At 73.6% G+C, this 15,875-nt stretch carries 14 protein-coding genes; 7 read left to right on the forward strand and 7 right to left on the reverse strand.

The genetic code is table 11. The features are described from left to right. The first annotated feature begins 24 nt into the window (after positions 1–24). Positions 25–1,074 carry a hypothetical protein gene (locus tag ABZT47_RS11985; RefSeq protein ID WP_354839412.1) on the forward strand — a complete coding sequence of 350 codons (1,050 nt, stop codon included), beginning with the start codon at positions 25–27 and terminating at the stop codon, positions 1,072–1,074. Positions 1,075–1,257: 183 nt separating this feature from the next. On the opposite strand, the gene ABZT47_RS11990 is transcribed toward ABZT47_RS11985, so the two are convergent. The 4 genes from ABZT47_RS11990 to ABZT47_RS12005 form a co-directional block, all read right to left on the reverse strand. Then, the gene (locus ABZT47_RS11990) at positions 1,258–2,130 is read right to left on the reverse strand and encodes an ABC transporter permease (protein WP_354839415.1); all 873 of its coding nucleotides are present in this window, start codon (positions 2,128–2,130) and stop codon (positions 1,258–1,260) included. Between the two features lie 3 nt (positions 2,131–2,133). After that, positions 2,134–3,120 carry an ATP-binding cassette domain-containing protein gene (locus ABZT47_RS11995; protein ID WP_354839417.1) on the reverse strand — a complete coding sequence of 329 codons (987 nt, stop codon included), beginning with the start codon at positions 3,118–3,120 and terminating at the stop codon, positions 2,134–2,136. Then, on the reverse strand, positions 3,117–3,638 hold the full coding sequence (locus ABZT47_RS12000; protein WP_354839420.1) for a PadR family transcriptional regulator: 522 nt from the start codon (positions 3,636–3,638) through the stop codon (positions 3,117–3,119). Before ABZT47_RS12000 ends, ABZT47_RS11995 begins: the two co-directional genes overlap by 4 nt. 147 nt (positions 3,639–3,785) lie before the next feature. Next, a complete protein-coding gene (locus ABZT47_RS12005; RefSeq protein WP_354839422.1) occupies positions 3,786–4,382 on the reverse strand; it encodes a TetR/AcrR family transcriptional regulator in 597 nt (198 codons plus the stop codon). An 87-nt stretch (positions 4,383–4,469) separates the two neighbouring features. Here ABZT47_RS12005 and ABZT47_RS12010 point away from each other — a divergent pair, with 87 nt between their 5' ends. The 6 genes from ABZT47_RS12010 to ABZT47_RS12035 all read left to right on the forward strand — a co-directional run bounded on the left by ABZT47_RS12010 (position 4,470) and on the right by ABZT47_RS12035 (position 11,607). Continuing rightward, positions 4,470–6,056, forward strand: a complete 1,587-nt coding sequence (locus tag ABZT47_RS12010) for a carboxyl transferase domain-containing protein (protein WP_354839425.1) — start codon at positions 4,470–4,472, stop codon at positions 6,054–6,056. 11 nt (positions 6,057–6,067) lie between these two features. After that, positions 6,068–8,200, forward strand: a complete 2,133-nt coding sequence (locus ABZT47_RS12015; RefSeq protein ID WP_354839428.1) for a biotin carboxylase N-terminal domain-containing protein — start codon at positions 6,068–6,070, stop codon at positions 8,198–8,200. Next, the gene (locus ABZT47_RS12020) at positions 8,197–9,246 is read left to right on the forward strand and encodes a hydroxymethylglutaryl-CoA lyase (RefSeq protein WP_354839431.1); all 1,050 of its coding nucleotides are present in this window, start codon (positions 8,197–8,199) and stop codon (positions 9,244–9,246) included. Before ABZT47_RS12015 ends, ABZT47_RS12020 begins: the two co-directional genes overlap by 4 nt. A gap of 5 nt (positions 9,247–9,251) precedes the next feature. Further along, entirely contained in the window at positions 9,252–10,418 is a 1,167-nt protein-coding gene (locus ABZT47_RS12025; RefSeq protein ID WP_354839434.1) for an acyl-CoA dehydrogenase family protein, read from the forward strand. Positions 10,419–10,607: 189 nt separating this feature from the next. Then, the gene (locus ABZT47_RS12030) at positions 10,608–11,024 is read left to right on the forward strand and encodes a nuclear transport factor 2 family protein (RefSeq protein WP_354839437.1); all 417 of its coding nucleotides are present in this window, start codon (positions 10,608–10,610) and stop codon (positions 11,022–11,024) included. A 133-nt stretch (positions 11,025–11,157) separates the two neighbouring features. Next, entirely contained in the window at positions 11,158–11,607 is a 450-nt protein-coding gene (locus tag ABZT47_RS12035) for a GNAT family N-acetyltransferase (RefSeq protein ID WP_354839439.1), read from the forward strand. Positions 11,608–11,665: 58 nt separating this feature from the next. Here the strand turns inward: ABZT47_RS12035 and ABZT47_RS12040 are convergent, their stop codons facing one another. The 3 genes from ABZT47_RS12040 to ABZT47_RS12050 form a co-directional block, all read right to left on the reverse strand. After that, the gene (locus ABZT47_RS12040; RefSeq protein WP_354839442.1) at positions 11,666–13,582 is read right to left on the reverse strand and encodes a hypothetical protein; all 1,917 of its coding nucleotides are present in this window, start codon (positions 13,580–13,582) and stop codon (positions 11,666–11,668) included. Between the two features lie 252 nt (positions 13,583–13,834). Next, on the reverse strand, positions 13,835–14,902 hold the full coding sequence (locus tag ABZT47_RS12045) for a PfkB family carbohydrate kinase (protein WP_354839445.1): 1,068 nt from the start codon (positions 14,900–14,902) through the stop codon (positions 13,835–13,837). Continuing rightward, positions 14,903–15,871: a pseudouridine-5'-phosphate glycosidase gene (locus tag ABZT47_RS12050; RefSeq protein ID WP_354839447.1), complete on the reverse strand. Its 969-nt coding sequence runs from the start codon at positions 15,869–15,871 to the stop codon at positions 14,903–14,905. Between the last annotated feature and the right edge of the window lie 4 nt (positions 15,872–15,875).

Consider the following 15,875-nt stretch of genomic DNA (forward strand, 5'->3'; position numbering starts at 1 on the left):
AGGCAACGGGAAGGACGGATCCCCGTGTTACAACGCATCCGCGCCATCGTCGTGACGATGGCGTTGGGCGCCGGAGCCCTCGCTCTGGTGTCCACGCCGGCCTCGGCGACGGCACAGGCCGCGCCCACCGTGACCTCGGTGGACGTGAGCCCGAGCACGGTCGTCGTGTACGACAAGGACGGAAAGGCGGTGACCTTCAGCTTCCTGGTCGACGGGGCCACCACGGGCGGCTTCACGCTGAAGCGGCCCGACGGGTCGACCGTCGACGTCGAGGCCAAGAAGGTCGGCGACAGCGACGGCAAGCAGAAGTGGCAGGGCACCCGCACGTTCACCCGGTCGGACGCCTCCGGCAGGTGGAGCGTCACGGCCAAGGCGACCAGCGTCGTCGGAACCGGGACGGCGAGCGAGAGCTTCCGCGTCCTGCAGATCTGGCACACCCACCTCTCGGACTTCCGCATCGGCCCCGACCCGGCCGACGAGGGTGACCGGCTGGTGGCCCGCGGGCGCCTGTCGGTCGAGCGTGCGAGCGGCTGGGACGGCTCCCGGGGCAAGAAGGTCGACCTGCTGTTCAAGGCCGACGGCTCCCGCCGCTGGAAGGTCGTCGGGCACGACTGGACCGACCGCGGCGGCCGGTTCTGGATCAGCACGGAGGCGGTCGAGTCGGGCTGGTTCCGCGCCGCGTTCGACGGCGCCCCCGGCGTTCGGGGGACGAGCAGCCGTCCCGAGCACGTCACGGTGCACAAGGTCGTCAAGCCGGCCGCCACGCGGGTCGTCCGCTTCAACGCCTCGCCCGAGCCGGTGAAGTACGGCAGGTACCTCACCAACCGGGGCACGCTGCAGGTCTGGGACGGCGACCACTGGACGGCTTATGACCACACGAAGGTCGCGCTGTACTTCAAGCGGGCCCACCACTCCAAGTGGGAGTACGTCAAGACGGTCGGCACCAACGGCGCCGGCGCCTTCTCCACCAAGGTGAAGGCCTGGCACTCCGGCTACTGGAAGGTCGTCTTCAAGGGCGGCGATGACACCAAGTCGTCGACCAGCAAGGCCGACTACGTGAAGGTGAAGCGGTAGCACCAGCGGTCGGGGCGATCGCCGGAAACGGTGATCGCCCGTGACGGCGATCGCCGGGAGACGGCGATCATCTGAGATGACGACGGCCCGGGAGCCCTGCTCCCGGGCCGTCCGCGTCCCGCCTGCCGCCCGGAGTGCGCGCGGTCGGTCCGTGCGGTCGGTCCGTGCGGTCAGTCCGTGCGGTCAGTCCGTGCGGCGGAACTGGGCGATGGCGACGCCGAGCAGCGCGACGCCCATCAGCGCGACGATCGCGAGCTCGACGCCGGTGGTGACCCGCCAGCCGAACCAGTGGACGCCGGGGTTGAGCGCCTCGACGGCCCGGGGGCTCACGTTCAGGTGGCTGAAGACGGCGTGGCGCATCGGGTCGACCGCGTAGGTCAGCGGGTTGATCTTGGTGAGCACGGCCAGCCACGCCGGCAGGTTGGCCAGCGGGAACATCGCGCCGGACAAGAAGATCATCGGCATGATCGCCATTTGCATGATCCCAAAAAAGGACTGCATATTTTTCATCCGGGCGGCCAGGCTCACGCCGAACGCGGTGATGGTGAAGGAGGCCAGGAACATCTCGCCGAGCAAAGTGAGGATCAGCGCGGGGGAGTAGGGGACGTGCACCAGGCCCGCGAGGGCCAGGATGATGACGCCCTGCGCGGTCGCCACGATGCCGCCGCCCAGGCACTTGCCGATCACGATGGACGCGCGGCTCACCGGGGCGACCAGCATCTCGCGCAGGAAGCCGAACTCGCGGTCCCACACGATGGAACCGGCCGAGAACATCGCCGTCGTGATCACCGTCATCGCGATCACGCCGGGGTAGATGAAGGTGCGGAAGTCGACCCCTTCGCCCGGTCCCCGCGAGACCAGCGTGCTGAGGCCGGTGCCCATGACGAACAGCCACAGCACGGGCTGCACGAGCGTGGACACCATGCGGGTGCGGTCGTTGACGAACCGCAGCATCTCGCGGTGCAGGACGATCCTGACCGCGCGCAGGTCGTGCCGCACGCTGCGTCCGGGGACGCGCACGCGGACCACTCCGGGAGCGGTGACGCCTGTGGTCATCGGTTACCTCCTCGCCATCGCGCGCATCCACGTCGACGCGCCGCCGCCCTCGGCCTCGGCGTCGCGGATCGTGGAGCCGGTGTAGTTCATGAAGACGTCGTCGAGCGAGGGCCGCGACACGTTGACCGAGCGGATCGGCACGCCCAGCTCGGCGAACAGGCGGGGCACGAACGCCTCGCCGGAGGCGACGGCGAAGGTCACCACGCCCTCCCGCAGGGCGGCGTCCAGCTCGAAGCGCTCCTTGAGCGAGGTGATCGCGAGCTCGTCGTCGGCGGTGTGGATCTGGACGCGGTCCTTGCCGACGCTGGCCTTGAGCGCCTCGGGGGAGTCGACCACGACGATCTCGCCGTGGTCGATGATCGCGATGCGGTCGCAGTACTCCGCCTCGTCCATGTAGTGCGTGGTCATGAAGATGGTGATGTCCTCGGTGCGCCGCAGCCGGTTGATGTAGCCCCAGATGGCCGAGCGGGTCTGTGGGTCCAGCCCGACGGTCGGCTCGTCCAGGAACAGCACCCGGGGGGAGTGCAGCAGGCCGCGGGCTATCTCCAGGCGGCGCTTCATGCCGCCGGAAAAGGTGTTGACCTTGGCGTCCTTGCGGTCCCAGAGCGCGACCATCTCCATGACCTGCCTGATGCGCTCGGCGACCGCCTCGCGCGGCACCCCGTACAGCTCGGCGTGGAAGCGCAGGTTCTGCTCGGCCGTCAGGTAGCCGTCCAGCGTCGGGTCCTGGAAGACCAGCCCGATGTTGCGCCGGACCTCGTCGCGTTCTCTGACCACGTCGTGCCCGGCCACCGACGCCTGTCCGCCGGTCGGGCGGGCCAGCGTGCACAGCATGCTGATCGTGGTGGTCTTGCCGGCGCCGTTCGGCCCGAGGAACCCGAACACCTCGCCGGGCCGCACCTCGAAGTCGACGCCCTTCACGGCCTCGAAGTCGCCGTAACTCTTGCGCAGCCCCCGTACGGCGACGGCGGGCTCCTCGCTTGTCGTCATCGTTCCGTCTCCTCCTCGTCACCGTCGTCGGCGAGGATCGCGAACACCGACCGCCTGGTGCTCTTGAGCAGCTCGCGCGCCGCCGCCACCTGCCGGGGGCTGGCGACCTGGGCGAGCTGGCCGAACGCCTCGCCGAGCCGCCCCCACAGCATCCGCAGTTCCATCATGTCCTCGGGCAGCGTCCGCGCCACCTCCGACCAGGGATCGCCGAGGGCGCGGGCGTCCAGGTGCCGGCGTCCGTCCTCGGTCAGGGCGTAGGTGCGGCTGCCGCCGGACTCCTCGCCGGTGATCAGCCCCTCGTCCTCCAGCTGCTGCAGGGCGGGGTACACCGATCCGGGGCTCGGCCGCCAGACTCCCTGGCTGCGGTGCTGGATCTCCTGGATCATCTGGTACCCGTTGCGGGCCCCCTCGCCCAGCAGGGACAGCAGGGCGGCCCGTACGTCGCCGCGCCGCACCCGCGGCGGGAAGTGCGGACCGTCGGGCAGGCTCCGGGAACCCGCGAAGTTCCAAGCGTCCATCTCACCGATCTTCCAACTATCGAGATACGTTAACGATATATCTAGATAGTTGACGAGACAAGCCCTAATTCGGACATGGGGGAGGTTACGACGCGCCGTGTAGGGCGGGCGTATGGCGGCGAGGCGGGACCGCCGGCCGGGTGGGAGTTAGCGCCCGTTAACGAGGCCGGCCAGGGCGGCGCGGGCCATGTCGTGCAGGAGGGCGGCCATGGCGTCGCGGGGCAGTTCCCCGGCGCTGTGCGGGGTGGAGTTCAGCAGCCCGAACACCGCGTGCGTGGCTGCGCGCAGCCGCGGCGGCGGCACCCGGGGGTACAGCTCGCTCAGCACCGTCACCCACTCCTCGACGTAGAGCCGCTGCAGCCGCCGGATCCGGCGCCGCTCGGGCTCGGGGACGTTGCCGAGCTCGCGGTCGTGCACGGTGATCAGCGCCGGATGGTCGAGCGCGAACTCGATCTGCCCGCTGAGCAGGGCGTCCAGGGCCTCTCGTCCGTCGGCGGCCCGGGTGGCGCGTTCCACGGCCGAGGTGCGCAGCCGCTCGCTGATGTCCAGCAGCATCTCGGCCAGCAGCGACTCCTTGCCGCTGAAGTGGCGGTAGAGCGCCGGCCCCGAGATGCCGACCGCCCCGCCGATCTCCTCGATCGACACCCCGTGGAAGCCCCGGGCCGCGAAGAGCGCGGCCGCCGCGTCGAGGATTTCCCTGCGGCGAGGGCTCGGAACGCGGGTAGGACTCGGCACAGCGGTCATAAAGCGCAATGGTAGACGAATCAGTTAATGGTGACTAACATCCGAGGCGGTGTTAGCGGACGTTAACCCAGGGAGGTGCGTGCGACCATGGCCCCTGTGCTCCGGACGACGGCGGGTCCGGGCGGCGAGGAGTTCAAGCGCAACGCGGAAGTCAACGAGCGACTGGCCGCCGAGCTGCGCGAGCGCCTGGCCGTCGCGGCCCTGGGCGGTCCCGAGCGGTCCCGGGCCCGGCACGTCGAGCGCGGGAAGCTGCTGCCGCGCGACCGCGTCGGCACGCTGCTCGACCCCGGCTCCCGCTTCCTGGAGCTGTCCCCGCTCGCCGCCACCGGCCTGTACGGAGACGAGGCGCCGGCGGCGGGCATCATCACTGGCGTCGGACGGGTCTCCGGCCGCGAGTGCGTGATCGTCGCCAACGACGCCACCGTCAAGGGCGGCACCTACTACCCGATCACCGTCAAGAAGCACCTGCGCGCCCAGGAGGTCGCCCTCCACAACCACCTGCCGTGCGTCTATCTCGTCGACTCCGGCGGCGCGTTCCTGCCCCTGCAGGACGAGGTGTTCCCCGACCGCGAGCACTTCGGGCGCATCTTCTACAACCAGGCGACCATGTCCCGGCGCGGCATCCCGCAGATCGCCGCCGTCCTCGGCTCCTGTACCGCCGGCGGCGCGTACGTTCCGGCCATGAGCGACGAGGCCGTCATCGTGCGCGGCCAGGGAACGATCTTTCTCGGCGGGCCGCCGCTGGTGAAGGCCGCCACCGGCGAGGAGGTCACCGCCGAGGAGCTCGGCGGCGGCGAGGTGCACTCCCGGGTCAGCGGGGTCACCGACCACCTCGCCGACGACGACTCCCACGCGCTCGCCATCGTCCGCGACATCGTCGCCACCCTGCGCCCGGCCGGCCCGGCCCCGTGGGAGCGGGCGCGGGCGGAGGAGCCGGCGCACGACCCCCGTGACCTCTACGGCATCGTGCCCGCCGACACCCGCACCCCCTACGACGTCCGCGAGGTGATCGCCCGCGTCGTCGACGGCAGCCGGTTCCTGGAGTTCAAGGCCGAGTACGGCCCCACGCTGGTCACCGGCTTCGCGCACGTCCACGGCCACCCGGTGGGCATCGTGGCCAACAACGGCATCCTGTTCGCCGAGTCGGCGCTCAAGGGCGCCCACTTCATCGAGCTGTGCGACCAGCGCGCCATCCCGCTGGTGTTCCTGCAGAACATCAGCGGCTTCATGGTCGGCAAGGCCTACGAGCACGGCGGCATCGCCAAGCACGGCGCCAAGATGGTCACCGCCGTCTCCTGCGCCCGGGTGCCGAAGTTCACCGTCGTCATCGGCGGGTCCTTCGGCGCCGGCAACTACGCGATGGCCGGCCGGGCCTACGGGCCGCGCTTCCTGTGGATGTGGCCGAACGCCCGCATCTCGGTCATGGGCGGCGAACAGGCGGCCAACGTCCTGGCGACCGTCCGGCCCGGCGGCGACGCCGGCGAGGAGGCGGAGTTCAAGCGGGCGATCCGCGAGCGGTACGAGGAGCAGGGCAACCCCTACTACTCCACCGCGCGCCTGTGGGACGACGGCGTGATCGACCCGGCCGACACCCGCACCGTCCTCGGGCTGGCCCTCTCGGCGGCGTCCAACGCCCCCCTCGACCCCATCGGCTACGGCGTCTTCCGGATGTGACCATGACCTCGATGTTCGACACCGTTCTGGTCGCCAACCGCGGCGAGATCGCGCTGCGCGTCATCCGGACCCTGCGCCGGCTCGGCGTGCGGTCGGTGGCGGTGTACAGCGACGCAGACGCGGGCGCCCCGCACGTCCGCGCCGCCGACGCCGCCGTCCGCCTGCCCTCGGGCTACCTCGCCGTCGAGGAGGTCCTGGCGGCGGCCGGGCGCACCGGCGCGCAGGCGGTGCACCCCGGCTACGGGTTCCTCGCCGAGAGCACCGCCTTCGCCCGGCGCTGCGCCGAGGATGGCGTCGTCTTCGTCGGCCCGCCCGCCGAGGCCGTCGAGGCCATGGGCGACAAGATCAGGGCCAAGGCCACCGTGGCCGCCGCCGGGGTCCCCGTCGTCCCGGGCGGCGCCGAGCCGGACGACCTGACCGAGGCCGCCCTGCGCATCGGCTTCCCCGTGCTGGTCAAGCCGTCGGCGGGCGGCGGCGGCAAGGGCATGCTGGTCGCCCGCTCGGCCGCGGAGCTGCCGCAGGCCCTGGAATCGGCCCGCCGCACGGCCGCCGCCGCGTTCGGCGACGCCACGCTGCTCGTCGAGCGGTACATCGCCGGGCCCCGGCACATCGAGATCCAGGTGCTCGCCGACGCGCACGGCAACGTGGTCCACCTCGGCGAGCGCGAGTGCAGCCTGCAACGCCGGCACCAGAAGATCATCGAGGAGGCGCCGTCCCCCCTGCTGGATGAGGAGACCCGGCGCAGGATGGGCGAGGACGCCGTGCGCGCCGCCCGCTCGGTCGGGTACGTCGGCGCCGGCACCGTCGAGTTCATCGTCGCCGGCGACGAGCCGGGGCACCCGGCCTACTTCATCGAGATGAACACCCGCCTGCAGGTGGAGCACCCGGTCACCGAGCTGGTCACCGGCCTGGACCTGGTGGAGCTGCAACTGCGCGTCGCCGCCGGCGAGCCGCTGCCGTTCGCCCAGGAGGAGGTGCGGCTGCGCGGCCACGCCGTCGAGGCCCGCGTGTACGCCGAGGACCCGGCCCGCGACTTCCTGCCCACCGGCGGAACGGTTCTCGCCCTGGCCGAGCCCGGCGACCGGCCCGACGTGCGCGTGGACTCCGGTCTTCGGCCCGGCACGGTCGTCGGCAGCGACTACGACCCGATGCTCTCCAAGATCATCGCCTGGGCGCCGGACCGGGGAGAGGCCCTGCGGCGGCTGGACGCGGCGCTGCGCGCGACCACCGTTCTCGGCGTCACCACCAACATCGCCTTCCTGCGCGCCCTGCTCGCCGACCCCGACGTCGCCGCGGGCCGCCTGAGCACCGGGCTGATCGACCAGCGGCTCGGCGCCCTCCTCGACGCCGCCCAGGGCGGCGGACCCGTCGGGGTGAGCTCCCTCTCGGCGGGTTCCCCCGCGAAGAGCCCCATCTGGGCGGGTTCCCGCACGCAGAGCGTTCCGGATGGCCAGGTCGCCGGCGGTCGCGTGCCGGGCGGCGCGCCGCCGGGCGAGGTGCTCGCCGCGGCCGCCCTGGTGCTGCACGACGAGCTGGCCCGGCGCGCCGGGGACGACCCGTGGGAGGTGCCCGACGGCTGGCGCGTCGGCGAGCCCGCCTGGACGACCTGGCTGCTCGCGGCACGCGGCGAGACGGCCGCCGTCCGCGTGCGCGGCCTGCCCGCCCGAGGGTGCGAGGTCGCCGTCGCGGATGGCCCGGCCGTGGGCGCGCGGCTCGCGCGGGACGGCGACGCCGTCCAGGTGACCGTGGACGGCGTGACTTCCCGCTTCGCCTGCGCCCTCGACGGCGGCGTCGTCTGGCTCGGCCGCGACGGCCGGTCCTGGGCGCTCACGCCGCACGAGGCGGGGGAGCGCGGCGCCGGCGCCGGGCCGGGCGGCGCGGGCGACGGGGTGGTGCGCAGCCCCATGCCGGGCACCGTCCTGCTGGTCAAGGTCGTCCCCGGCGAGCAGGTCACCCAGGGGCAGCCGCTGCTGATCGTCGAGGCGATGAAGATGGAGCACACCGTCACCGCCCCCGCCGACGGCATCGTCGCCGAACTCGCCGTGCGCGCCGGCCGTCCGGTCGACATGGACGCGGTCCTCGCCGTCATCCGCCCCGCGCCCGCCGAGCCGGCGGGCGCCCCGGCCGCCGAGGAGGGATCATGATGCGCGCACCGTTCCGGGCGCCCATGGAGGGACTGCCCGCCCGGGTGACGATCTACGAGGTCGGGCCCAGGGACGGCCTGCAGAACGAGGACACCGTCCTGCCGGCCGCGACCAAGGCCGAGTTCGTCGCCCGGCTCGCCCGGGCCGGCCTGACCACCATCGAGACCACCAGCTTCGTCCACCCCAAGTGGGTGCCCCAGCTCGCCGACGCCGAGGAGCTGCTCGGACGCCTCCAGCGCGAGCCCGGCGTCCGCTACCCGGTGCTGGTGCCCAACGAGCGCGGCCTGGACCGCGCCCTCGCCCTCGGCGTCACCGACATCGCCGTCTTCGGCAGCGCCACCGAGTCCTTCGCCCGGCGCAACCTCAACCGGAGCGTGGAGGAGTCGATGGCGATGTTCGCCCCCGTGGTCGAGCGCGCCCGCGCCGGCGGGCTGGACGTCCGCGCCTACCTGTCGATGTGCTTCGGGGACCCCTGGGAGGGACCGGTGCCGATCGAGCAGGTCGTGCGGCACGGCCGGCGGCTGCTGGAGCTGGGCTGCACGCAACTGTCCCTCGGCGACACCATCGGCGTCGGCACCCCCGGCCACGTCAGCGCCCTGCTGCGCGCCTTCGCCGACGCCGGCGTCGGCCCCGAGCGGCTCGCCGTGCACTTCCACGACACCTATGGCCAGGCCCTGGCCAACACCCTGGCCGCGCTGCGCGCCGGGGTGAGCGTCGTGGACGCCTCGGCCGGCGGCATCGGCGGCTGCCCGTACGCGGAGAGCGCCACCGGCAACCTGGCCACCGAGGACCTGGTCTGGATGCTGTCCGGCCTCGGCGTCGAGACCGGCGTCGACCTCGCATCGCTGGTGGAGACCAGCGCGTGGCTGGCCGGGCAACTCGGCCGCCCGAGCCCCTCCCGAGTCGTCCAGGCCCTGGCCGCCGGGCCCGCCACCACGCGGGCCGGCGCGCCGGAGGCCGGCCAGGCCGCCGGACCCCCGGCGGAGCGACCCTCCGAGCCGGCCACGGGGAGACCCCCCGGGCCGCCGGCCCCAGAACAGGAGTGAAGAGCATGCACCGGCTCACCGACGAGTACGAGGCGCTGCGCAAGAGCGTCGAGGAGTTCTCCCGGGACGTGGTCGCCCCCGTCATCGCCGACTACTACGAGCGCTGCGCCTTCCCGTACGACATCGTCGCCCAGATGGGGCGCATGGGACTGTTCGGGCTGCCGATCCCTGAGGAGTACGGCGGCATGGGCGGCGACTACTTCGCCCTGTGCCTGGCCCTTGAGGAGCTGGCCCGCGTCGACTCCTCGGTGGCCATCACCCTGGAGGCCGCGGTCTCCCTGGGGGCCATGCCCGTCTACCGGTTCGGCACCGCCGCCCAGAAGCAGGAGTGGCTGCCCCGGCTGACCTCCGGCGAGACGCTCGGCGCCTTCGGCCTGACCGAGCCGGGCGGCGGCTCCGACGTGCCGGGCGGCATGCGCACGGCCGCCGCGCTGGACGCCGGTGAATGGGTGGTCAACGGCTCCAAGGCGTTCATCACCAACTCCGGCACCGACATCACCGGGTTCGTCGCCGTGGCGGCGATCACCGGCCGGCGTGAGCGGGCCGACGGGAGCCCGGCACCGGAGATCAGCACCGTCATCGTCCCCTCCGGCACGCCGGGGTTCACGGTGTCCAAGAAGTACTCCAAGGTCGGCTGGTCGGCCTCCGACACCAGGGAGCTGTCCTTCGCCGACTGCCGGGTGCCCGAGGCCAACCTGCTCGGCGAGCGCGGCCGGGGATACGCGCAGTTCCTGCAGACCCTGGACGAGGGCCGCGTCGCCATCGCCGCGCTGTCGGTGGGCCTGGCGCAGGGCTGCGTCGACGAATGCCTGCGCTATGTGAAGGAGCGGCGGGCCTTCGGGCAGGAGATCGGGCGCTACCAGGCCATCCAGTTCAAGGTCGCCGACATGGAGGTGCGCGCGCACACCGCCCGCCTGGCCTACTACCACGCCGCCGAGAAGATGCTGGCGGGCGAGCCGTTCAAGAAGGAGGCGGCGATCGCCAAGCTGGTGAGCTCCAACGCCGCCATGGACAACGCCCGCGACGCCACCCAGATCTTCGGAGGGTACGGCTTCATGAACGAGTTCCCGGTCGGGCGCTTCTACCGCGACGCCAAGATCCTGGAGATCGGCGAGGGCACCAGCGAGGTGCAGCGCATGCTGATCGCCCGGCAGCTCGGCATGCCCGCGTAGGGGGCAGATCGCGGGTCAAGGCCTGATCTGCGGGGGGTGTCCGCGCTGTGACCTGCGCTATCGTGCAACATGGGGGCATCGGGGGGTGCGTCCGGCCGGCTCGCCGAGCCGGTCGCGCCCGCCGCGTGCCGCCTTCGTCGGCCCCTGCCGCGAGAAAGGTCCGTCCCGATGTCCGAGGCCAGTGAAATCATGATTCGGCTGACTGAGGCCTACAACAGCCACGACGTCGAGGCGATCACGCGGTGCTACGCGCCCCGTGCGGTCACCGTCGCGCCGGGAGGCATCGCCGAGGGGCTGGACGAGATCTTCTCCTACTACGCCGACTGGATCGGCGCCTTCCCCGATTCCGTGGTGACCCCCTCTTTGCTGGTCACCGCGGGTGAGAGCACCATTTTGGAGTTCATGGTCACCGGCACGCACAAAGGGCCGCTGATCATGGCGGCGGGGGAGGTGGCGGAGGCGACCGGCCGTCCCATCGCCATCCGCTGCTGCTCGGTGTGCACCATCGAGGACGGCGCTGTGGCCAGTCACCGGCTCTACTTCGACCAGCTCGAGCTGGCGGCGCAGCTCGGGTACGCCATGCCCGGCAAGGACCGCGCGTTCTGATGTTCCCGGCACCCCCGGGCTCGATTCCGGCCCGCCCCTTCGTCCCCCGCGGCACTCCCGCGCCAGGCGTCACGGGGCCCGCGGAAGGCCGCCGAATGGACGAACCCGCCATCGACTCCCTAAAGTCCTTTTCATGACTTCTGATGATCTCCTGGTGCGAAGGGCTGAGAAGAAGGACATCGAGGAGATCTTCGGGCTCACCCGCGAGTTCGCCATGTCCTTCCGTCCCCAGCGATCGGCGTTCGACGCGGCCTTCCCCCGCCTGCTGGAGAACCCCGACGCCCTGCTCCTGGTCGTGACGGTGGGCGGCACGGTGCGCGGGTACCTGCTCGGCTTCGTGCACCTCACCCTGTTCGCCAACGGCCACGTGGCCTGGGTGGAGGAGGCCATGACCCAGCACGGCTTCCGCCGGCGCGGGCTCGGCCGGGCGCTGCTGGAGGAGTTCGAGACCTGGGCGCGCTCCCGCGACGCCGGGTACATCGCGCTGGCGACCCGGCGGGCGCCGGAGTTCTACGCGGCACTGGAGTACGAGTCCGCGGGAACCTACTACCGCAAGGTGCTCAAGGCCGACCGCCCGGCCTGACGCGCGACCGCTCCCGGGCGGGCCCGCTCACGGGCCCGCCGGCGGCCCGGCGGCCGGGTCAGGACGTGAGCTGCGCGTCCAGGCGGTAACCCTCCACCGTGACGTACACCGCGTCGCCCGGCCGGGCGTTGAGGCGCATCAGCACCGGCTGGAGCGAGTCGAACACCGGCTGGCGGTCGCGCCAGACCAGCACCACGGCGTTCTCCCCGGGCCCGGTGACCGACAGCAGCGTGCCCGGGCGCATGCCGAGCTGGGTGGCGTACCCCTCGGGCACGGGCACCGGCTCGCCGCGCAGGTGCTCGGGGGTCACGTCGATGCGCTGCCAGCGGCGCGGGTCGGACGCCGGACCGGGAATCGGCGCCTGGGTGGCCGCGCGCGGCTCGGGCACCAGGTGGGGCCGGGGCGGGCCGGACAGCGCCGTCAGCGCGGCCAGAGCCGTCTGGGCGTCGGGCAGGTTGTCGGCGACCGACGGGATGGGCAGGCCGCCGCGCATCTGGTGGCCGTTGGCCCCGGGAGTGCGACGGGGGAGCGGCGCGAACCCGTTGGTCGTGGTGGCCATCGGCTCCGGCGCCCGCGTCATCGCCTTGGGCAGCTCCTCGATCCACGCCTGGGCCGAGTGCGAGCGGATGCCGACCTGGGCCAGCATCTCGACGGCGTCCTCGCCGGAGGTCTTGTCGCCGAGCATCTGCGCCGTCCGCTCGCGCAGGCGGCCGAGGTCGCCGACGACCAGCCAGCCGTCCTGCAGGCGGCGGTCGCGCATGAGCGCCACCAGCACCCGCCACAGCGGCGTGCCCAGCGAGGGGACCTCGATCGGATGCGCCGGGTCGGCCCCGATCAGCTGCTCCTCGGTGGCGGCGACGCCGAGCCATTCGGTGAGCCGGAACAGGTGCCCGGTCACCGCCGTGGACTCCGGCGAGCGCAGCCACTGCAGCACCCGCTCCTCGGCGGCCCGCTGCGCCTGCGAGAGGACGTCGCGGTCGACGTGCAGCTCGTGGGCCAGCGTGCGCAGGCTGACCGGCTGCTCGGCGAACAGCCGCTCTATCGCGACGGCCCGCTCCAGGGGCGTCCATTCGCGGAACACCGCGTCCACCAGCCGGACCAGCGGGTTGTCCGACACCGGCGGCGGCGGAGGCGTCGCGGGGGCGGGCGGCGCCGGAGGTTCGGCGTACGGGGCGCGGGACACGCCGTTCACCGTGGGGTGCGGCCCGGTGTGCTTCCCGGGGAAGGGCCCGGCGGGCGCTCCCGGGCGCGGCCCGGCCGGCCGGCCCTGCGGCCCGGTGGGATGGCCTGCGCACGGCACGGCAGGCTGCCCCGGCTGCCCCGGCTGTGAGGAGAAGACCGGCTGCCCGGGGACACCCTGCGGGGCCGGGCCGGGCTGCCCGGGGACGCCCTGCGGGGGAAGGCCCGGCTGTCCGGGCTGCGGGACGCCCTGCTGGGGCCCGCCGGGCTGTCCGGGAACGGGGCCGGGCTGCACCGGGTGGGGGCCGGTGCGCTGGGCGGGGTGCGTCGCGCCCGGCGCGCCGGCGGGCGGCGGCACCTGCGGCGAGACGGCCGGCATCCGGCCGAGGACCTCGCGGAACAGCGCGGTGATGATCACCTCGGGCGAGGCGGGGACCGCGGGGACGCGCAGGTCGGCGGCGCTGAGCCGGCGCAGGCGCTGGATGCCGCCCATGCCGCTGACGGCCGACCGGGCGGGCTCGGGCCAGCCGGGCAGCGCCGGGTCGCCGGCGTGGACCTGCAGGGCCGGCAGCACGTCCGTCAGCGCCATGTGGTCCCAGCGGCTGACGGCCAGCCGCGAGAGACGGTCGCAGAGCCACTCGACACCGGTCGTGCCCAGGGCACGGCTGAGGGTGACCGACGCCCACCATCCCCCGGGCAGCCGGGGGTCGGCGAGCACCTCGGCGATCTGCTGAGGCCGGCTCCAGCGCAGAGCCGGAACGAGATCACTCAGGCAGATCATTGAATCGGCGTCCATCGGCTGACCGCATCCTCCCGAGTGTGACGCATGTTGCTAATGGTGCAGCTTACGCCGGAGGCTATCAATTAGCGCCATCAAGGGAGAACATAGCGGCTCGCGCGGCGCCCGGGGGCGCACACGGCCCTCATCGCCACCCCGATCCGCCGCCCTGCCCGCCGTTCTCGCCGCGCCTGCCATGCCCTCGTGCCCCGTGCCCGCCATGCCCCTCCACCGCCGTCGGGCCGGTGACGGCGCCCGCCGGCGGGCAGGTCAGAGGGCCGGGGGACGGGAGGGGGGACGGCCGCCGAGCCGGGCGACCGCGGCGGCGCCGGCCCGGCAGCCCTCATCCAGGGCGGCGGGCGCGGGGCGGCCGGCGAGCAGCGCGGTCAGGAAGCCCGCGGCGAAGGCGTCCCCGGCCCCCGTGGAGTCGACGATCCCCGCCGCGCCGGTGGCGGGGACGGCCGCCGCGCGGTGCACGACCCGCCCGCCGACGGCCAGGACCGCTCCGGCGGCGCCGAGCTTCACCGCCGCCATGCCGTACCGCGCGCTCAGCGCCGCCGCCGCCCGCTCCACGGCGCCGGGCCCGCCGCTCTGGTCCCGTTCGCCGTTCCCGGCGGCGGCGTCGTCCCCGGCGGTCAGGGCGAGGGTGCCGTCCCCGGCGTTCCGGGCGACGGTGTCGTCCCTGGAGGCCAGGGCGAGGGCGCCGTCTCCGGCGGTGAGAGGGAGTGCGTCGTCCCCGGCGGCCAGGAGGAGGGCCTCGTCGCGGTTGGGGATGATCAGCGTCGCGGCGGCGGTCTCGCGCAGGAAGCGGTCCGGGCCGAAGGCGCGCAGCGGCCCGGTCGAGGCGGGGTCGACGCTGATCGGCACGCCCCGGCCGCGGGCCGCCCGCACGGCGCGGCGCACCAGGTCCAGCCCCGGCTCGGCGAACAGCGTGTACCCCGAGATGTGCAGCAGGCCGACGTCGTCCAGCAGGGCGTCGTCCCAGTCGGCCGGCCCGATGTGCCCGCCCGCGCCCCGGTTGGTGAGCATGGTTCGTTCCCCGCTCGCGTCCACCATCGCGATCACGACCGCCGTGGGGTGCGCCGGGTCCACCGACGCGTGCGGCCGTACGCCGGCCGCGCGCAGCTCGGAGATGTGCCACTGCCCGGTGTCGTACCCGACGCGGGTGAGGATGCGCGCGTCCGCGCCCAGATGGGCGGCCCAGGACGCGGTGTTGGCGCCCGAGCCGCCCGGGCGCACGGCGATGTCGGCCGGGGTGTCGGTGCCGGTGGCCACCGGTGTCCGGTGCAGGGCGACGACGTCGGTGACGGCGTCCCCGATGACGAGCAGGCCCGCCACTCAGCCCTCCGCCGCCGGGACGGGGACGGCGGGGGCGGCGGCGGAGGACCAGGCCGCGGCGATGCGGCCGGCGAGGCGGGTGTTGCCCCGGACGGCGGCCAGGTTCGCCTCCAGGGAGGCGCCGCCGGTGCCGCGGACCAGGAAGTCGAGCAGGAACGGGGTGATCGCCTGCCCGGTGACCCCTTCGCGGTCGGCCGCCGCGAGAGCCTCGGCCAGCACCCGGTCGTGCAGCGCCGGGTCGAGCTGCTCGTCGGCCGGCACCGGGTTGGCGACGATCAGCGCGGACGCGGGGCCGCCGAGCCCGTCCTGCGCTCGCATCACCGCCGCGGCCTGCTCGGGGCTCTCCAGCCGCCAGTCCACCGGCAGCCCCGAGGAGTGCAGGTAGAAGCCGGGGAAGGCGTCGGTGCGGTACCCCGCGACGCTCACCCCGCGGGTCTCCAGCCGCTGGAGGGTGGCGGGCACGTCGAGGATGGACTTCACGCCCGCGCAGACCACGGTGATCCGGGTCGAGGCGAGCATGTCCAGGTCGGCGGACTCGTCCTGGTCGGTCGTCCAGCCGCGGTGCACGCCTCCGAGGCCGCCGGTGGCGAACACGCGGATGCCGGCCCGGGCCGCGAGGAACGCCGTGGCCGAGACCGTCGTCGCGCCGCTGGCCCCGAGCGCGGCGGCCAGGGCGAGGTCGCGGAACCCGAGCTTGCGCAGGCCCGGCTCGGTGGCGACGCGTTCCAGCATGCCCGCGTCCAGGCCGACCCGGGCCACGCCGTCCAGGACGGCGATGGTCGCCGGCACGGCTCCGGCCTGCCTGACCAGCTCCTCCAGCTCCACCGCGACCTGGAGGTTGCGGGGCTGCGGGAGGCCGTGCGAGATGATCGTGGTCTCGAGCGCCACCACGGGGACTCCCGTGGCGAGCGCCTCGGCGACCTCGCCGGAGGTCTGGATGATCGTCTCGCCGAGGCCGGTCGTACGCATTCTG

The organism is Sphaerisporangium sp. NPDC005289 (genome assembly GCF_040607455.1).
In the GTDB taxonomy this organism is placed as follows: Bacteria; Actinomycetota; Actinomycetes; order Streptosporangiales; family Streptosporangiaceae; genus Sphaerisporangium; species Sphaerisporangium rhizosphaerae.

Coding starts and splice junctions, on each gene's coding strand:
- ABZT47_RS12050 (WP_354839447.1), bottom strand. CDS start 15,871: ATGCGTACGACCGGCCTCGGCGAGACGATCATCCAGACCTCCGGCGAG.
- ABZT47_RS12040 (WP_354839442.1), bottom strand. CDS start 13,582: ATGGACGCCGATTCAATGATCTGCCTGAGTGATCTCGTTCCGGCTCTG.
- ABZT47_RS12025 (WP_354839434.1), top strand. CDS start 9,252: ATGCACCGGCTCACCGACGAGTACGAGGCGCTGCGCAAGAGCGTCGAG.
- ABZT47_RS12010 (WP_354839425.1), top strand. CDS start 4,470: ATGGCCCCTGTGCTCCGGACGACGGCGGGTCCGGGCGGCGAGGAGTTC.
- ABZT47_RS12030 (WP_354839437.1), top strand. CDS start 10,608: ATGATTCGGCTGACTGAGGCCTACAACAGCCACGACGTCGAGGCGATC.
- ABZT47_RS11995 (WP_354839417.1), bottom strand. CDS start 3,120: ATGACGACAAGCGAGGAGCCCGCCGTCGCCGTACGGGGGCTGCGCAAG.
- ABZT47_RS12035 (WP_354839439.1), top strand. CDS start 11,158: ATGACTTCTGATGATCTCCTGGTGCGAAGGGCTGAGAAGAAGGACATC.
- ABZT47_RS11990 (WP_354839415.1), bottom strand. CDS start 2,130: ATGACCACAGGCGTCACCGCTCCCGGAGTGGTCCGCGTGCGCGTCCCC.
- ABZT47_RS12015 (WP_354839428.1), top strand. CDS start 6,068: ATGTTCGACACCGTTCTGGTCGCCAACCGCGGCGAGATCGCGCTGCGC.
- ABZT47_RS12020 (WP_354839431.1), top strand. CDS start 8,197: ATGATGCGCGCACCGTTCCGGGCGCCCATGGAGGGACTGCCCGCCCGG.
- ABZT47_RS12005 (WP_354839422.1), bottom strand. CDS start 4,382: ATGACCGCTGTGCCGAGTCCTACCCGCGTTCCGAGCCCTCGCCGCAGG.
- ABZT47_RS12000 (WP_354839420.1), bottom strand. CDS start 3,638: ATGGACGCTTGGAACTTCGCGGGTTCCCGGAGCCTGCCCGACGGTCCG.